This is a genomic window from uncultured Xanthomonas sp., from assembly GCF_964278005.1.
GTDB lineage: Bacteria > Pseudomonadota > Gammaproteobacteria > Xanthomonadales > Xanthomonadaceae > Xanthomonas_A > Xanthomonas_A sontii.
Genome location: NZ_CAXYKF010000002.1, coordinates 1 through 16,563 on the forward strand (window position 1 = coordinate 1; position 16,563 = coordinate 16,563).

The following is a 16,563-nucleotide window of genomic DNA, read 5'->3' on the forward strand; positions in this document are numbered from 1 at the left end:
TCCGGGTCCGCGGATGCACCGGGGATTCGCGGAAGGGGCATCCTGCCCCTGCCGCGAACGGCGTACATCCATGTACGCCGCCCTTCGGGTTTTTCCCCGGTCCATCCGCCGCTGCGGAAGGGAACCCGGTAAGTCAAAAGCCAGAGCAACGGCAACGGCAACGGCAAAAGCAGAAACAGCGGCAACTGCCAACGCGTCAGCAACAGCAGAGGCAACGGCGACTGCCAAGGCGACAGCAACAGCAAATGCGCCTCGACCCCGATTGCCGCTCGGCGACCGCACGCTACGCGCATGCCGCCACCTACACTCAATGCCCGCAACGCCGCCGATGCCGGCGCCAGTTCCACAGATGCGCACTGGCCAACGCCAGGCTGCCGCACACCGTCATCGCGGTCTCGCTGGCCTCGTCGGGAATGCCGAAGGCGCCGGCCAGCAGACCGAGCAGGCCCAGTGCCGCCAGCGTCCACAGCGGCCAGGGCAGCGCGTCGCGCTGGTGCCCGCGCCGCAGCGCCAGCCCCGCCAACGGCGCGGCGATCGCCACGAACACCACGTGCACCCACTCGGCCTCGGCCCAGACGCTGAACAACGGCAGCGCCGCGGCCAGCAAGGGCAAGGCCAGGCAGTGCAGCAGGCACAGCCCGGACAACACCATCGCCGAGGCGTCGAAGAAGGATTGCGGCAGGGATTTCATGGACGATCACTCCAATGCACCAAGTGTTATATAGTAACATTTCCAGCCCGCCACGCCTCCGCGCCGATGCCCGCCATGTCCACGTCCGCCGTTTCCGATTCCCGCCTCCCCGTCACCGTCCTGTCCGGCTTCCTGGGTGCCGGCAAGACCACCCTGCTCAACCGCGTGCTGCACAACCGCGACGGCCGCCGGGTGGCGGTGATCGTCAACGACATGAGCGAGGTCAACATCGACGCGGCGCTGATCCGCGACGGCGGCGCCGCGCTCAGCCGCACCGAGGAGACCCTGGTCGAGTTCAGCAACGGCTGCATCTGCTGCACGTTGCGCGACGACCTGCGCCAGGAGGTGCAGCGCCTGGCCGAGAGCGGGCGCTACGATTACCTGCTGATCGAATCCACCGGCATCTCCGAGCCGATGCCGGTGGCGGCGACCTTCGCCGTGCGCGACGCCGACGGCCGCGGCCTGGCCGACCTCGCGCGCCTGGACACCATGCTCACCGTGGTCGACGGGGTCAGCTTCCTGCGCGACTTCGGCTCGGCCGAGCGCCTGGCCGACCGCGGCCTGCAGGCCGGGGACGACGATGAGCGCGGGCTGGTCAACCTGCTGGTGGAGCAGATCGAGTTCGCCGACGTGATCGTCATCAGCAAGGCCGACCTGGCCGATACGGCCACCCTCGACCGGACCCGCGCGGTGCTGCGCGCGCTCAACCGCGATGCGCGCATCGTCGAGGCCAGCCGTGGCGACGTGCCGCTGGAGCTGGTGCTGGACACCGGCCGCTTCGACTTCGTGCGCGCGCAGCTGGCGCCGGGCTGGATGCAGGCGCTGCGCGGCGAGCACGCGCCGGAGACCGAGCAGTTCGGCATCGAAAGTTTCGTCTATCGCGCGCGCCGGCCGTTCCATCCGCTGCGCTTCGCGCGGCTGGCGCAACGCGGCCTGCGCGACGTGATCCGCAGCAAGGGCTTCTTCTGGCTCGCCAGCCGCATGGACTGGGTCGGCGAACTGTCCATCGTCGGCGCGGCCACCCAGACCCAGGCGGCCGGCTTCTGGTACGCAGCACGCGAGCGCGTGGACCGCGGCCTGCTGGACACGCCGCTGGCGCTGCCGCCCTCGCCGCTGGCGTACACCGAACTGGGCTGGCAGCGGCAGCAGACCGCGTGCTGGAACGCGCCGCCGCCGCAGGCCGAGGAGGTCGGCGATGCGCGCGAGTACGCGGCGCTGCGGGCGATGTGGCACCCGCTGTGGGGCGACCGCCGCCAGGAACTGGCGGTGATCGGCGTCGGCCTGGACGAGGCGCGGGTGCGCGCCGAACTCGATGCCTGCCTGCTCGACGACGCCGAGCTGCGGCGTGGGCCGGTGGCGTGGCAGGCGCTGGAAGATCCGTTCCCGGTGTGGAGGCGTTGAGGGGGCCGGGAGTCGGGCAGCGGGATCGGGCAATCGCAGGAGCGGGGCCTGGGCCCGAGGCTCAGCCGCGCGCGCCCATCGCGATCAGGACGATCGCCGGCACCGCCAACAGCAGGCCGAGGCGGTTCCAGCGGTTGGTGCGCTCGCCGAACACGGCGATGCCGAGCAGGGCGCCCAGGCCGATCACGCCCAGGTTCATCGCCGCGAACACGCTGGCCGGGCTGTCCGGCAGCGCCTGGTGCGCGCGCACGTAGAACAGGATGTTGCCGAAGTTGAGCGCGCCCAGCAGCAGGCCGGCGCCGAGGTTGCGCCAGGCAAGCGGGGCGGTGCCGCGCAGCTGGCGCCACAGCTGCACGCCCAGCAGCAGCACGAAAGCCAGCGCGAAGGCGACCAGCAGCGAGGCGGCGAACGGCGTGCCGGCCTGGGCGATGCGCTTGAGCAGCACGTCGATCGCGGCGAAGCCGACCCACACCAGCAGCAGCCACGGCGCGGTGCGCGCGGTGCTGTGCGCGGCCGCCTGCGGTCGCTGCACGATGCCGACGATCGCTAGCAGGCCCAGCGCCAGGCCGGCCAGCTTGGCGCCATTGGCGCGTTCGCCGAACCAGAGGAAGGCCACCGCCAGCGACAGCAGCAGCGACAGCCGCTGCGCCGCGTCGGTGCGCACGATGCCGGCGTTGGCCACCGTGCGGCCCAGCACCAGGAACAGGCTCGGCAGCAACACGCCCAGCGCCAGCAGCGACACCCACGGCGTGTGCGCATCGCCCAGCGCGGCCAGCGGCGGCTGCAGCAGGGCGGCGCACAGCAGCAGCGCCGCCAGGTAGTTCCAGGTCACCGCCTGGGCCAGGTCGATGCGCCGCTGCGGCGCCAGCTTCAGCAGCGCCGAGACCAGCACGCTGCACACCACACTCAACAGGACGAAGACCACACGCAGGATCCGGATCGGGAGGAAAAAGAACGCTGCGTGCACCGCTTCGGCATGTGGCTGCGACCCAGCCCCGGTATTATGACCGCATGACCTCTCCCGCTTTCCCCACCGCTTCCGGCGCACTGACGCTGCAAGGCCCCGCCGGCCCGATCGAGGCCGCGGTCGATCTGCCCGACGCCGACGTCGCCGCGCTGCCGGTCACCGCCATCGTCTGCCATCCGCTGTCCACCGAGGGCGGCAGCATGCACAACAAGGTGGTGACCATGGTCGCGCGCGCGCTGCGCGAGCTGGGCGTGCGCGTGGTGCGCTTCAACTTCCGCAGCGTCGGCGCGTCTGCCGGCAGCTTCGACCACGGCGACGGCGAGCAGCAGGACCTGGCCGCGGTGGCCGCCTGGGTGCGCGATCAGCGTCCGCACGACGCGCTGTGGCTGGCCGGTTTCAGCTTCGGCGCCTACGTCTCGCTGCGCGCCAGCGCCGCGCTGCAGCCGCAGGTGCTGATCTCGATCGCGCCGCCGGCCGGGCGCTGGGATTTTTCCGACATGGCGCCGCCGCCGCAGTGGCTGGTGATCCAGGGCGAGGCCGACGAGATCGTCGATCCGCAGGCCGTGTACGACTGGCTGGAGACCCTGGAGGCACAGCCGGAACTGGTGCGCATGCCCGACACCAGCCACTTCTTCCATCGCAAGCTGATCGACCTGCGCGGCGCGTTGCAGCACGCGGTCAAGGCCTGGCTGCCGGCGGCACAGGCGTGAGCGCGGCGGCATTGCCGTCGCAGCGCTACGCCGAGGGCGTGGCGCGCGGCGACTGGCGCGACGATCCAGCGCAGCACGCGGCGCTGGCCGAACTGGACCGCATCCATACCGCGATCGTGGACGGCGACCAGGAGGGCTGGCTGGACCGGCTGTCGGCGTTCTGGAAGAAGCCCGAGCCGGTGCGCGGCCTGTACTTCTGGGGCGGGGTCGGCCGCGGCAAGACCTTCCTGGTCGATCTGTTCTACGACGGCCTGCCGATCGCGCGGAAGTACCGCACGCATTTCCACCGCTTCATGCGCGGCGTGCACGAGCGCCTGCGCGAACATGCCGGGCAGAGCGATCCGCTGGCGAAGATCGCGCAGGAGTGGCGCAGCCGGTTGCGCGTGCTGGTGCTGGACGAGTTCTTCGTCACCGACATCGGCGATGCGATGCTGCTGTCGCGCCTGCTCGAACGCCTGTTCGCCGAGGGCGTGACCCTGGTCACCACCTCCAACACCGCGCCGCAGAACCTGTACCTCAACGGCCTGCAGCGCGAGAGCTTCCTGCCGGCGATCGGCCTGCTGCAGACCTATTGCGTGGAGCTGTACGCCGAGGGCACCGAGGACTACCGCATGCGCGCGCTGACCCGTTCGCCGGTGTACCGCGCGCCGCTGGCCGAGGACAGCGATGCCTGGCTGGGCGAGCGCTGGGGCGCGCTGACCGGCAATGCCGAGGCGCGCCGCGGCAACATCGAACTGGAAGGGCGCAAGATCCCGGTGCGTGCGCGCGGCAAGAGCATCGTCTGGTTCGATTTCGTCGCCTTGTGCGAAGGCCCGCGCGGTCCCAGCGACTACATCGAGATCGCGCACGAGTTCACCACCGTGCTGCTCGGCGGCATCCCGCACTTCGATCGCATGAACGAGGACGCGGCGCGGCGCTTCGTCAACCTGATCGACGAACTGTACGACCGCCACGTCAACCTGGTCTGCACCGCGCAGGATCCGCCGCCGCTGCTGTACACCGGCGAGCGCCTGGCCGGTGCGTTCGAGCGCACCGCCTCGCGGCTGATCGAGATGCAGAGCGCCGAGTACCTGGCGGCGGCGCACCGGGTCTGAGCGCGGGAGCGTCTGCGGGCGCTCAGCGCACCGCGCCGGGCGCACACAGCCCGGCGACGAAGCGCGGCATCAGGCCCGCGCCGGCGATCTCTTCCAGATAGGCGGCCGCCAGGCAACTGGCGCCGCCCTCGCGGTGCGCGCAACGGGCCGGGCCGGACGCGCCATCCTGCGGCAACTGCCGGTCCATGGCCTGGCGCTGCGCTGCCGATAATCCATCGCGAAACGTCTCCTCGGCAGCGAGCAGATCGGCCGGGGTGAGCCGATCGGTCGGCACGCCGGGGCACTGGCGACGGGTTTCCCGGGCCAGCGCGTCGGCGCCGGCACCGATCAGCACCGGGCCGTCGGGCAGGGTGTTGGGCACGGCCTTGGGTACGATGGGGGCAGCGCCGAGCGCGGCCAGCAGCAGGAACGATGCGCGCATGCGGAAGCTCCTCGAGTTGCGCGCAGCGTCGTCCTGCGTCGCTGGCAGCACGAGGGGAGGGCGGCGCCGGCTTCAGCAAGGAGTCGGCAGGGTATAAATATCGCTTGCTATTAAATCGCGCGCTATGTAATGTAGTGCCCATGGACCGCACCTCTGCCCCCGACGCCACCGCCCTGCTGAAGCTGGATACCCAGCTGTGCTTCGCGCTGTATTCGGCCAACCTGGCCATGCACAAGCTCTACCGCGGGCTGCTGCGCGACCTCGGCCTGACCTATCCGCAGTACCTGGTGATGCTGGTGCTGTGGGAGCAGGACCAGCGCAGCGTCTCGGACATCGGCGAGAAGCTGTTCCTGGATTCGGCCACGCTGACCCCGCTGCTCAAGCGCCTGGAGGCGATCGGTCTGCTGACCCGCAGCCGCGCGGCCGAGGACGAGCGCCGCGTGCTGATCGCGCTGACCGCCGACGGCCAGGCGCTGCGCACACGCGCGCAGGCGGTGCCGGAAGGCGTGCTGTGCGCGGTCGCCTGCGACCTGCAGCAACTGACCCGGCTCAAGCACGACCTGGAAGAGGTCCGCGGCAAGCTGCAGGCCGCGGCCTGACCGATTCCCGTCCCGATCGCGCATTTCCCTCTACCCCTACCCCATGGCGCCGCGGCGCCGCCCTCCAAGGAGAACCACCATGGCTTCACCGACCACCATCGCCTACACCGCCACTGCCACCGCCACCGGGGGCCGCGACGGCCGCGCCGCCACCCCGGACAAGGCGCTGGACGTCAAGCTGTCGACCCCGCGCGAGCTCGGCGGCGCCGGCGGCGACGGCACCAACCCGGAGCAGCTGTTCGCGGCCGGCTACTCGGCCTGCTTCATCGGTGCGCTGAAGTTCGTCGCCGGGCAGGAGAAGGTGGCGCTGCCGGCCGAGACGAGCATCGAGGGCCACGTCGGCATCGGCCAGATCCCGGGCGGCTTCGGCATCGCCGTGGAACTGCGCATCGCCGCGCCGGGCCTGGAGCGTGCGACGCTGGAATCGCTGGTGGAGAAGGCGCACCAGGTGTGCCCGTACTCCAACGCCACCCGCGGCAACATCGACGTCAAGCTGGTCGTGCTCGACTGAGCCAGCGCGATGTCCGGGCCGGCGCTTGCGCCGGTCCAGGGCGACACACCACGGGCGGCCACTGGCCGCCCGTTCGCGTTGTGGGCGCCGCGCGTGTTGCCACGCACATTGAGACCACCCCGCGGGGGTGCAATAGTGTGAGCTTGATCAAATCGGGCGCGCCATGCTCAGTTCCGCCTACAACGCCGAGACCGTCGCCGCCTTCCTGCACGGCGCACGCCGTCTGCTGGTGCTGACCGGTGCCGGCATGTCCGCCGAGAGCGGGGTACCGACCTTCCGTGGCCAGGACGACAGCCTGTGGTCGCGCTTCGATCCCGAGCAACTGGCCACCGAGGACGCCTGGCGTGCCGACCCCGCCCTGGTCTGGGGCTGGTACCGCTGGCGCATGGCGATCGTGGCGCAGGCCCAGCCGCACGCCGGGCACCTGGCGCTGGCGCGCCTGGCCGAGGTCCGCCACACCACCCTGGTGACCCAGAACGTGGACGACCTGCACCAGCGCGCCGGCAGCGAGGTCGCCGCGCACGTGCATGGCCGGTTGTCGGCGCTGCGCTGCAGCGACTGCGGCCAGCCCTGGCGAGGCTTGCTGCCGCCGATCGACGTGCACACGCCCAGCCAGCGCCTGGCGCCGCCGGTGTGCGCGGCCTGCGGCGGCACGGTGCGCCCGGGCGTGGTGTGGTTCGGCGAAGCGTTGCCGGCGGCGGAGTGGGCGCGCGCGCAGACCGCGGCCGACGACGCCGACCTAGTGCTGGTGATCGGCAGTTCCGGCCTGGTCTATCCGGCCGCCAGCCTGCCGCTGCAGGCCAAGGAGCGCGGCGCCTGCGTGGTCGAGATCAATCCCGAACCCAGTGCGTTGTCGGCCCGTGCGGATCTGCACTGGCGCGACAGCGCCGCGGTGGCGCTGCCGTTGCTGCTGCAGCAGTGCATGGTGGCCTGAGCCTGGTTGTCGTGGGGGCCGTGCGCGGCGCTCAGCGCAGCGTGTGCAGGAACGCGTCCACCGCCGCGGTGTAGGCCGAGGGCAGGCCCAGGTCGCGGTTGATCTCGGCATGGCTGGCGTCCTGCGGCAGCACCTCGACGCGGATGCCGCGGCCGTTGGCCTTGGCGGCCAGGTGGCGCGCCTGCGCGCAGGCATCGGCACGGCGGCTGGAGCACACCGCCAGCAGCGGCGGCGCGCTGGCGCCCATGACGTGGTACGGCGAGGCGGCGATCCAGTCGCTGCGCACGCTGCCGAACGCGCGGTCGTACAGCGGCAGATGCCGTTGCTGCATCACCTGCTCCACGTCCATCGCCGCACTGTCCAGCGCCACCGTGCCCAGCGGTCGGCGCGCCCCGGCCTGCGCCAGCAGGTCCGGCGACAGGTTCAGCAGGCTCACCAGGTGCGCGCCGGCCGAGTGGCCCATCAGCACCAGCCGCGCCGGATCGGCGCCCCACTGTGGCGCCAGTTGCTGGATCCGGGCGACCGCGCGCGCCACGTCTTCTGCCTGCGCAAGCGGCGTGGCCTGCGGCAGCAGGCGATAGTTCACCGACACCAGCACATGGCCCTGCGGCAGCCAGTGCGCGACCTTGTTGGCGGCCACGCCGGGGTTGTCCTTGTCGCCGTCGGCCCAGCCGCCGCCGTGCACCATCACCAGCAGCGGGGCCTGGCGCGCGCCGGCCGGCAGGTACACGTCCATGCGCTGCGCCGGGTCCGGGCCGTAGGCGACGTCGCGCAGCACCTGCGCGCCGGCGGGCAGTGGCGCACGCGCGGTGTCGGCGCGGTCGCCCTGCAGACGCTGCAGCAGGCGTGCGCGCAGGCGTCCGTCCTGGGCGTGGGCAGGCATGGCGGTCAGTGCCGGCAGCAGCAGCGCCAGGGCGAGCAGGCAATGGACGGGCGACGGGCGGGACAGGCGCATGGGCGGATCACTCCTTGAAGGACGGCGAGGGAGGGCGTGGCGCGGCCGGCCGGTGTAGGCGCCGACATGCGCCGGTTCAGGCCGGGCGCAGGTGCAGGGTGGCGCACAGGCCGTGTGGGGCGATGGGCTGCAGCAGCAACGCGCCGCGATGCTGGCGTGCGACGCGCTCGACGATCGCCAGGCCTAGTCCGCTGCCGCCATGGCCGCCGTGCACGAACGGCTGTAACGCGCGCGCAGCCAGCACCGGGTCCAGGCCGGGGCCGTGGTCGCGTACCTCGATGCGCCAGCCATCGCCGCCGTCGCCGTGCAGGCGCAGCTGGAACGGCGCCGCGCCATGCCGTTCGGCATTGCCGATGAGGTTGCCGAGCGCGCGCTGCAGCGCCAGCGGCCGCCCGTGCAGCGGCGCCTGCGCGGGCAGGACGGCCTCCCAGCCGGGTTGCGCCGCGCCCAGCGCCTGCCGGCAGAGGTCGGCCAGGTCCAGGGCGACGGCCGGTTCGTCGCGGCCGTCGCGGGCGTAGGCGATGAACTGCGCCAGGATCGCGTCGATCTCGCCGATGTCGCGCTCCATGCCCTCGCGCAGTTCCGGCTCCACCTGCGGCAGCAGCGCCAGCGCGTACTGCAGCCGGGTCAGCGGGGTGCGCAGGTCGTGGGAGATGCCGGCCAGCAGCAGCGCACGCTCGGCCGCGGCGTGGCGCACGTCGGCGCTGGCCGCCGTGAGCGCCTGCGCCAGCGCGGCGACCTCGCGCGGACCGCCGGTGGCGATCGGTGCGGCCTGTTCGCCGCGGACCAGGTGCGGCGCGGCCTGCGCCAGTTGCCGCAGCGGCCGCACCAGGCGCCGCGCGACCAGCGCAGCGGCCAGCCAGACCAGCAGCGCGCAACCGGCCAGCATCGCCATCGAGAACCGGCGCAGGCCGTGCTCGCGCGGCTGGCTGGAGAACGCCACCCACAGCGGGGTCGGCGTGGCCAGTTGCAGCCACAGGGTGCCGTCGGCATCGCGGCGCAGCGCGCGCCCGGGGCCGAGCTGATCGGCCGCGCGGCGCTGCATCGCGTCGGCCAGCGGGCCGGCGGCGCTGGCGGTGGGCGGCGCGCTGCGCAGTTGCAGGCCGGCCTCGCGCAACGCCGGCGTCAGCGCCGCGGCGGCCGGCGAGCGCTGCAGCGCCTCGGCGACATTGGCGAAGCCGTGCAGCATGCGCAGTTGCTGCTGCGCTGCCGGCCGCACTGCCAGTTCGCGGCCGAGCAGCAGCGCCAGCAGGCCGGCGCCGGCCAGCACCAGCGCGATCACCAGCGCCAGTTGCCCGAACAGGCTGCGCGGCCAGCCGCTGGCGCGGGAGGCAGGCGCGCTCATGCCTGCGGCTCCGGCGGCACGTACACGTAGCCCACGCCCCACACGGTCTGGATCAGCCGCGGCGTGCGCACGTCGTCCTCCAGCAGCTTGCGCAGCCGCGCGACGATCACGTCGATGCTGCGCCCCAGCGGCTCGTGTTCGCGGCCGTGCGCCAGGCTGGACAGGCGGTCGCGGCTCAGCGGTTGCTGCGGGTGCCGCAGCAGCACCGACAGCACCGCGAACTCGGCGGTGGTCAGCTTCAGGGGTTCGCCGTCGCGGCGCAGCTCGCGCCGGCCCAGGTGCAGGCGGAAGCGGCCGAAGCCGATCTCGCCGCCGTCCGGCTGCGGCGCGCCGGCCCCGCCCGGGCGGGTACGGCGCAGCACCGCACGGATCCGCGCCAGCAGCTCGCGCGGGTTGACCGGCTTGGGCAGGTAGTCGTCGGCGCCGATCTCCAGGCCGACGATGCGATCGATCTCGTCGCCCTTGGCGGTCAGCATCACGATCGGGGTGTGGTCGCCCTGGCCGCGCAGGCGTCGGCAGATCTCCAGGCCGTTCTCGCCGGGCAGCATCAGGTCCAGCACCACCAGGTCGTAGTGGCCGCGCGCCAGCGCCTGCTGCAGTTGCACGCCATCGGCCACCGCCTTGACCGCGAAGCCCTGGCGCTCCAGGTAGCGGCACAGCAGGGCGCGCAGGCGGTTGTCGTCGTCGACCAGCAGCAGGCGGGGAGCGGGCGCGGCATCGTCCATGGACGCCACTATCGGTTGCGCCGCGGCCCGGCGGCAACGGCCGCCGCGGCGCAACTGTAAGCGGATGTTTCCGCCGCGGCGTTCGGCAACATTTGCTGGCCGATGCGGCGCCCGCGGCGCCGGCGCCATGGCTACGGTGACACTCGGCAGCACGCCGCTGCCGTCATCGGAGAACGCCATGTCGCTGTCCCGTCGCATCACTCCCTTGCTGCTGGCGCTGGCCGCCGGCGTCCTGGTCGCGCCCAGTGCACCGGCACGCGAACACACCCGCACGCGCACCGCCGGCGGCACCGAGGGCGCCCGCCACGCCGCCGTGCAGGCCAGCGCCAGCGGCGCGCACGGCAGCGTGCAGCGCGCCCGCCAATGGCAGGCCGACGGCCAGGGCAACGCCAGCGCGCGCAGCGCCGCTACCCGCACGACCGCCGCCGGCGGCAGCGCCACGCGCCAGGGCAGCGCCGAGCGCAGCGCCGACGGCAGCGCCAGCCGCCAGGGCAGTGCCAGCGTCCAGCGCGCCGACGGCGCCAGCGCGAGCAGCAGCGGCAGCCTGGCCCGGGCCGCCGACGGTACGCTCAGCGGCAGCCGCCAGAGCAGCGTCGATGGCACGCAGGGCAGCTACCAGGGCAGCACCAGCGTGCAGGACGGCAGTGTCGTCCACACCGGCACCTGCACCGACGCCAGCGGCGCGGTGGTGCCGTGCCGGCCCTAAGCGAGGCGGCGGTGTCGGGGGCGTCCGGGGGCGCCAACGCCCGTGTTTGCGGCCGGCTTCACGACCCCGTCACGGCCGCGAACGGCCGCCGCGGCGGGACCGGAATCGGCTGTCGTCGGCAAACCGTTGCCAGGCTTAGGTTTTCGTAATTCCACCCATATTTAGCGTTGACGTCGCCGACCGACCCCACTATCTTGGGGTGGTCGGTTCCGGCGGCCCCAAGCCGCGGGATCAAAAGGGAAGCCGGTGCGGCGTGCCAACGCCAACTCCGGCGCTGCCCCGCAGCGGTAATTGGGAACGAACCCGTCATCCGCACTGAGGCGCCCGCCTTGGGAAGCGACGGGCTAGGAACCGGCCACGGCCGTTGCCCATCAGCCCGAAGACCTGCCGACAGCCGCGCGAAGCACACCGCGCGGCGCCGACCGCGCGCTCTCCGGGGGGAGAGGGTCGGTGCAGCGTTGACCGCCCGCAGGCCCGGTGCCTGCGCCGTTTGCAGTCTTCGCGACACCGCCTGCCCACCTGCGAACCCGGTCGGACCGCTGCCTGCGAGGGTCGGGCGGCCGCGTGCACCACGCTTGGAGACCTTCATGAGCCAGACCCACAGCCTGCCGGCCACCGCGTCCGTCGACGCCGCCGTCGACCCCACGACCGCTGCCGCCACTGCCCAGCCGGAGCCGACGGCCAGCAGCGAGCCGAGCAACGACCAGCGCGCCGTGACCTGGATCGTCAAGGACGGCGGCAACCGCCGCATGGCCTTCGACCGCTCGCGCCTGCAGCGCACCCTGGACCGGATCCACGCCGAGTTCCCGCAGCTGGACGTGAGCGACTACGAGCGCAAGGCCTTCGCCTTCATCGAGAAGAAGGAAAGCCTGTCGGCCGACGACATGGTCGACTACCTGATCCGCGAGGCCGAGTCGCGCGTGGACATCGCCACGCCGGAGTGGGAGTACTTCGCCGCGCGCCTGTACCTGGACCGCCTGTACAAGCGCGCCAGCAAGAACCGTTTCTACGATGCCGGCGAGAAGTACGGCTCCTACGTCGGCCTGCAGGAAAGTCTGGCCGACCGCGGCGTGTACTCGATCGACATCCTCAAGAACTACTCCAAGGACGAACTGGCCGAAGCCGGCCGCATGATCGATCCGGAGCGCGACAAGCTGTTCGCCTACAACGGCCTGTACCTGCTGGCCACGCGTTACCTGGCCACCGACAACTCGCGCAAGGTCTACGAACTGCCGCAGGAGCGCTGGCTGACCATCGCCCTGTACCTAATGCAGGACGAGAAGCCGCGCGAGCGCCGCATGCAGCTGGTCGGCGAGGCCTACTGGGCCCTGTCCAACCTGTACATGACCGTGGCCACGCCGACCCTGGCCAACGCCGGCAAGATCGGCGGGCAGCTGTCGAGCTGCTTCATCGACACCGTCGACGACAGCCTGCAGGGCATCTACGACTCCAACACCGACGTGGCGCGCGTGTCCAAGCACGGCGGCGGCGTCGGCGCCTACCTGGGCTACGTGCGTTCCTCCGGTTCGGCGATCCGCGGCGTGAAGAACTCCAGCGGCGGCGTGGTGCCGTGGATCAAGCAGCTCAACAACACCGCCGTGTCGGTGGACCAGCTCGGCCAGCGCAAGGGCGCCATCGCCGTGTACCTGGACATCTGGCACCGCGACATCGAGGCGTTCCTGGACCTGCGCCTGAACAACGGCGACCAGCGCCTGCGCGCGCACGACGTGTTCACCGCGGTGTGCGTGCCGGACATCTTCATGGAAGCGGTGGAGCGCCGCGGCGAGTGGTACCTGTTCGACCCGCACGAGGTGAAGGAGGTCAAGGGCTGGTATCTGCAGGACTTCTTCGACGAGAAGCGCGGCGAAGGCAGCTTCCGCGCCCGCTACGAGGAAGTGGTGGCCGACGAGCGCATCGGCCGCAAGGTGGTCAAGGCCATCGACATGTTCAAGCGGATCATGGTCAGCCAGCTGGAGACCGGCAACCCGTTCATGTTCTATCGCGACGAAGTCAATCGCATGAACCCGAACAAGCACCAGGGCATGGTGTATTCCAGCAACCTGTGCACCGAGATCCTGCAGAACATGAGCCCGACGCGGGTCATCCAGGAGATGATCAGCGGCGACCAGATCGTCACCACCAAGCAGGCCGGCGACTTCGTCGTGTGCAACCTGTCCTCGGTGAACCTGGGCCGCGCGGTCACCGCGCAGCCGGACCTGCTGTCGCCGGACATCCTGGAGCGGCTGATCCGCGTCCAGGTGCGCATGCTCGACAACGTCATCGACCTCAACGAGCTGCCAGTGCCGCAGGCCACCATCACCAACCAGAAGTACCGCGCGATCGGCCTGGGCACCTTCGGCTGGCACCACCTGCTGGCGCAGAAGGGCATCGACTGGAATTCGCCGGACGCCGAGGCGTACAGCGATTCGCTGTACGAGCGCATCAACTACCTGACCATCCAGGCGAGCCTGGCGCTGGCCAAGGAGAAGGGCGCGTACAAGGTGTTCAAGGGCAGCGACTGGCAGAACGGCGAGTACTTCACCAAGCGCGGCTACGACAGCGCCGAGTGGCAGGAACTGGCCGCGCAGGTGAGCGTGCACGGCGTGCGCAACGCCTGGATGGTGGCGGTGGCGCCGAACATGAGCACCGCGCAGATCGCCGGCTCCACCGCCTCGATCGATCCGATCTACAGCGCGTTCTACTACGAAGAGAAGAAGGACTTCCGCCGTCCGGTGGTGGCGCCCGGCTTGACCGTGGACACCTATCCGTACTACGAGAAGGGCGCCTACAAGGTCGACCAGTTCGCCAGCGTGCGCCAGAACGCGCGCCGCCAGCGCCACGTCGATCAGTCGATCAGCTTCAACTTCTACGTGCCCAGCGGCATCCGCGCCAGCACCCTGCTGGACCTGCACATGACCGCGTGGAAGGAAGGCCTGAAGACCACCTACTACGTGCGTTCCAACGACATCGACATCAGCGAGTGCGAGTGGTGCTCGAGCTGATCGCCGGCGTCTGACGCCCGCGCCGCGCGGCAGGCCGGTCCTGCCGCGCGCGTCCCGCATTCCCGCGCCGTCCGCCGGCGCCGTTCACCCGACTACCGAAGCACATCCATGGCCATCGCGCTCGACCGCATCAAGATCCTCGAACCGCTGCACCCCAACCGTTCCACCGGCATCATCAACGGCACCACCAGCGGCATCCTCAACTGGAACGACATCCCGTACCCGTCCTTCTACCGGGCGTACAAGGAGCTGTCGACCAACTTCTGGATCCCCGACGAAGTGGACATGAAGGGCGATGCCAAGCAGTACGGGGAGCTGTCGGCGCGCGAGAAGAACGCCTACGACTCGATCATCGGCCTGCTGGCCACGCTGGATTCGCCGCAGACGCGCTTCATCTACAACGTCGCCGAATACATCACCGACCCGGCCGCGCACGCCAACGCCGCGATCATCGGCCAGCAGGAAGTGATCCACAACGAGAGCTACTCGTACGTGCTGGCCTCGATCGCCGGCCTGGCCGACCAGAACCGCGTGTTCGAGATCGCGCGCACGCACCCGACCATCATCGCGCGCAACCAGCCGATCATGCAGGCCTACGACGACTTCATGCGCGAGAAGACAGCAGAGACCCTGCTGCGCTCGCTGATCCAGTCCTCGATCCTGGAAGGCATCAACTTCTATTCCGGCTTCGCGTATTTCTACAACCTGGTGCGGCAGAACCGCATGACCGGCACCGGCAAGATCATCAGCTTCATCAACCGCGACGAGCTGGCCCATACCAAGTTCATCAGCGAGCTGATCCGCGCCATCATCGGCGAGAACGCCGAGCTGCAGACCAACGAACTGACCGACTACGTGCATCAGGCGTTCGAGCATGCGATCCGCCTGGAGACCGAGTGGTCCTCGGAAGTGCTCGACGGCATCGAGGGCATCGACGTGGACGAGATGATCCAGTACGTGAAGTACCGCGCCAACAAGATGTCCGGCATGCTCGGCATCGAGAAGCTGTACAGCGGCGCCAGCGACAACGTAATGCCGTGGATCAAGGCCTACGCCGACAACTTCACCGAAACCAAGACCGACTTCTTCGAGATGCGCAACGCCAGCTACAAGAAGACCAACTCGGACAACGGCTTCGACGATCTGTGAGGAGCCGGGATTGGGGAATCGGGAATGGGGATTGGCAACAGCAAGTTCCTACGCTCTGACGAATCCCCACTCCCCGGCTTTTCAGCAGCCGAACGGCTGATCATCCCGAATCCCCGCCCCATGCACATCCTGCTCGCCTACGCTTCGCTCAGCGGCAATACCCGCGACGTCGCCCGCCGCGTGCATGCGCAGTGCGAGGCGGCGGGGCATGAGGTGACCTGGATCCACACCGACCTGCAGACGCTGCAGGGTGCGCTCGGCGACGCCGCGCGTGCGGCGGACTTCGACCTGCATCTGCTCGGCAGTTGGAGCGACAACGCCGGGCGCACGCCGGCGGAGATGAAGCGCTATATCGCCGAGTTGGTCGAGGCGACAGGCAAGACGATCGAAGTGGCGGCGTTCGGCACCGGCGAGACGCAGTGGGGGCTGGAGTACTACTGCGGGGCGGTCAAGCGCATCGCGCGGTTCTTCGAGAGTGTTTATCCATTGCTGGAGATCGAGCAGATGCCGCACGGCGACCGCGACAACGCGGCCATCGACGCGTGGTGCGCGCAGGTGCTGGCGTTGTGCGCGGCGCGCGCGTCGTTGGCAGGCGATGTGCCGGTGGCCGCTGCCGAGTCCGCTCCCGCGGGCGCGGCTGGCTTCGCTGCGAGGGTGTTGCCGTTGCATGGCAGCGGCTGACGCCGTCGTCGTTCATCTGTTTTCCTGGCATCGCCGGCGTCCCCATCGCACGCCGGGCTTCTTCCGACATCAGACAAGGCTTCGTTCCATGCTCACCACCATCACCGTTTCCAGTGCCGAACAGTTCGCCGATGCCCTCGCCGCGCATCCGCGCGTGCTGGCCGATTTCAACAAGGACAACTGCCCGGGCTGCCGCATGCTCGACAAGTCGCTGGAGCGTTTCGCCGAGGGCGAGAGCGCGCAGGGCGTGACCCTGCTCAAGGTGAAGATGGAAGACGTGGGCGAGGAGTTCTTCCGCGCCCAGGGCCTGCGCCAGACGCCGACCCTGATGCTGTTCCGCCAGGGCGAGGAAGTGGCGCGGGTGCCCGGCTTCGTGCCGCCGGCCAAGATCGACGAAGCGGTGCGCACGCATCTGGGTTGAGCGCTTGCGTTCCTGGTAGGAGTGGCTTTAGCCGCGACGGGCTTCACCGAGAGAGCTTATCGCTGCCAAAGCTCACTCTTGCGGTTGTGCTTGTCCGACGCGTAAATCAAGCAGCAACATCAACAGCAACGGCTTTCGCCTTGCGGCGAGTTACTTTGATCAGCCTTCGGCTGCTGAGAAGCACTTCTTTGCTTATGCAAAGAAAAGTAACCAAAAGAAGCGCTTTACCACAGCCGAAGGCTGGTCAAGCA

17 protein-coding genes and 1 riboswitch are annotated in these 16,563 nt (G+C 70.3%); of the genes, 11 read left to right on the forward strand and 6 right to left on the reverse strand.

Annotated elements, in window-relative coordinates:
• Nucleotides 1-307: 307 nt before the first annotated feature.
• Nucleotides 308-691 (reverse strand): MerC domain-containing protein, encoded by a 384-nt coding sequence (locus ACHWVH_RS01485; protein ID WP_394686532.1) that lies wholly within the window; start codon nt 689-691, stop codon nt 308-310.
• A gap of 75 nt (nt 692-766) precedes the next feature.
• On the opposite strand from ACHWVH_RS01485, the gene ACHWVH_RS01490 reads away from it, so the two are divergent.
• Nucleotides 767-2,092 carry a GTP-binding protein gene (locus tag ACHWVH_RS01490; RefSeq protein ID WP_394686533.1) on the forward strand — a complete coding sequence of 442 codons (1,326 nt, stop codon included), beginning with the start codon at nt 767-769 and terminating at the stop codon, nt 2,090-2,092.
• A 61-nt stretch (nt 2,093-2,153) separates the two neighbouring features.
• Here the strand turns inward: ACHWVH_RS01490 and ACHWVH_RS01495 are convergent, their stop codons facing one another.
• Complete coding sequence (locus ACHWVH_RS01495; RefSeq protein ID WP_394686534.1) at nt 2,154-3,017, reverse strand: EamA/RhaT family transporter; 864 nt, start codon at nt 3,015-3,017, stop codon at nt 2,154-2,156.
• Nucleotides 3,018-3,103: 86 nt separating this feature from the next.
• On the opposite strand from ACHWVH_RS01495, the gene ACHWVH_RS01500 reads away from it, so the two are divergent.
• Both ACHWVH_RS01500 and zapE read left to right on the forward strand, forming a co-directional pair.
• The gene (locus ACHWVH_RS01500; RefSeq protein WP_295924405.1) at nt 3,104-3,769 is read left to right on the forward strand and encodes an alpha/beta hydrolase; all 666 of its coding nucleotides are present in this window, start codon (nt 3,104-3,106) and stop codon (nt 3,767-3,769) included.
• The gene (gene zapE / locus ACHWVH_RS01505) at nt 3,766-4,863 is read left to right on the forward strand and encodes a cell division protein ZapE (RefSeq protein WP_043093670.1); all 1,098 of its coding nucleotides are present in this window, start codon (nt 3,766-3,768) and stop codon (nt 4,861-4,863) included. Before ACHWVH_RS01500 ends, zapE begins: the two co-directional genes overlap by 4 nt.
• Nucleotides 4,864-4,885: 22 nt before the next feature.
• Here zapE and ACHWVH_RS01510 read toward each other — a convergent pair whose 3' ends face one another.
• Entirely contained in the window at nt 4,886-5,284 is a 399-nt protein-coding gene (locus ACHWVH_RS01510) for a hypothetical protein (RefSeq protein ID WP_394686535.1), read from the reverse strand.
• A gap of 140 nt (nt 5,285-5,424) precedes the next feature.
• Between ACHWVH_RS01510 and ACHWVH_RS01515 the strand changes: the two genes are divergently transcribed.
• The 3 genes from ACHWVH_RS01515 (at nt 5,425) to ACHWVH_RS01525 (ending at nt 7,328) form a co-directional block, all read left to right on the forward strand.
• Nucleotides 5,425-5,883, forward strand: coding sequence for a MarR family winged helix-turn-helix transcriptional regulator (locus tag ACHWVH_RS01515; RefSeq protein ID WP_152181570.1), 459 nt, complete (start codon nt 5,425-5,427; stop codon nt 5,881-5,883).
• 79 nt (nt 5,884-5,962) lie between these two features.
• Nucleotides 5,963-6,394, forward strand: coding sequence for an organic hydroperoxide resistance protein (locus ACHWVH_RS01520; protein WP_017908249.1), 432 nt, complete (start codon nt 5,963-5,965; stop codon nt 6,392-6,394).
• A 163-nt stretch (nt 6,395-6,557) separates the two neighbouring features.
• Complete coding sequence (locus ACHWVH_RS01525) at nt 6,558-7,328, forward strand: NAD-dependent deacylase (RefSeq protein ID WP_295942157.1); 771 nt, start codon at nt 6,558-6,560, stop codon at nt 7,326-7,328.
• A 31-nt stretch (nt 7,329-7,359) separates the two neighbouring features.
• Here the strand turns inward: ACHWVH_RS01525 and ACHWVH_RS01530 are convergent, their stop codons facing one another.
• From ACHWVH_RS01530 to ompR, 3 genes are all read right to left on the reverse strand, one after another.
• Complete coding sequence (locus ACHWVH_RS01530) at nt 7,360-8,283, reverse strand: alpha/beta hydrolase (RefSeq protein ID WP_394686536.1); 924 nt, start codon at nt 8,281-8,283, stop codon at nt 7,360-7,362.
• Nucleotides 8,284-8,359: 76 nt separating this feature from the next.
• Complete coding sequence (locus ACHWVH_RS01535; protein ID WP_394686537.1) at nt 8,360-9,628, reverse strand: ATP-binding protein; 1,269 nt, start codon at nt 9,626-9,628, stop codon at nt 8,360-8,362.
• Complete coding sequence (gene ompR, locus ACHWVH_RS01540) at nt 9,625-10,353, reverse strand: two-component system response regulator OmpR (RefSeq protein ID WP_394686538.1); 729 nt, start codon at nt 10,351-10,353, stop codon at nt 9,625-9,627. Before ompR ends, ACHWVH_RS01535 begins: the two co-directional genes overlap by 4 nt.
• A 178-nt stretch (nt 10,354-10,531) precedes the next feature.
• On the opposite strand from ompR, the gene ACHWVH_RS01545 reads away from it, so the two are divergent.
• From ACHWVH_RS01545 to ACHWVH_RS01565, 5 genes are all read left to right on the forward strand, one after another.
• Nucleotides 10,532-11,059, forward strand: coding sequence for a hypothetical protein (locus ACHWVH_RS01545; RefSeq protein ID WP_394686539.1), 528 nt, complete (start codon nt 10,532-10,534; stop codon nt 11,057-11,059).
• A gap of 187 nt (nt 11,060-11,246) precedes the next feature.
• Nucleotides 11,247-11,466, forward strand: a riboswitch (cobalamin riboswitch).
• 180 nt (nt 11,467-11,646) lie between these two features.
• Nucleotides 11,647-14,061 (forward strand): ribonucleoside-diphosphate reductase subunit alpha, encoded by a 2,415-nt coding sequence (locus ACHWVH_RS01550; RefSeq protein WP_017908331.1) that lies wholly within the window; start codon nt 11,647-11,649, stop codon nt 14,059-14,061.
• A 108-nt stretch (nt 14,062-14,169) separates the two neighbouring features.
• Nucleotides 14,170-15,210, forward strand: a complete 1,041-nt coding sequence (locus ACHWVH_RS01555; RefSeq protein WP_010340146.1) for a ribonucleotide-diphosphate reductase subunit beta — start codon at nt 14,170-14,172, stop codon at nt 15,208-15,210.
• A 120-nt stretch (nt 15,211-15,330) separates the two neighbouring features.
• Entirely contained in the window at nt 15,331-15,891 is a 561-nt protein-coding gene (locus tag ACHWVH_RS01560) for a flavodoxin (RefSeq protein ID WP_267103690.1), read from the forward strand.
• An 88-nt stretch (nt 15,892-15,979) separates the two neighbouring features.
• Nucleotides 15,980-16,312, forward strand: a complete 333-nt coding sequence (locus tag ACHWVH_RS01565) for a thioredoxin family protein (protein WP_017911175.1) — start codon at nt 15,980-15,982, stop codon at nt 16,310-16,312.
• Nucleotides 16,313-16,563: the final 251 nt, after the last annotated feature.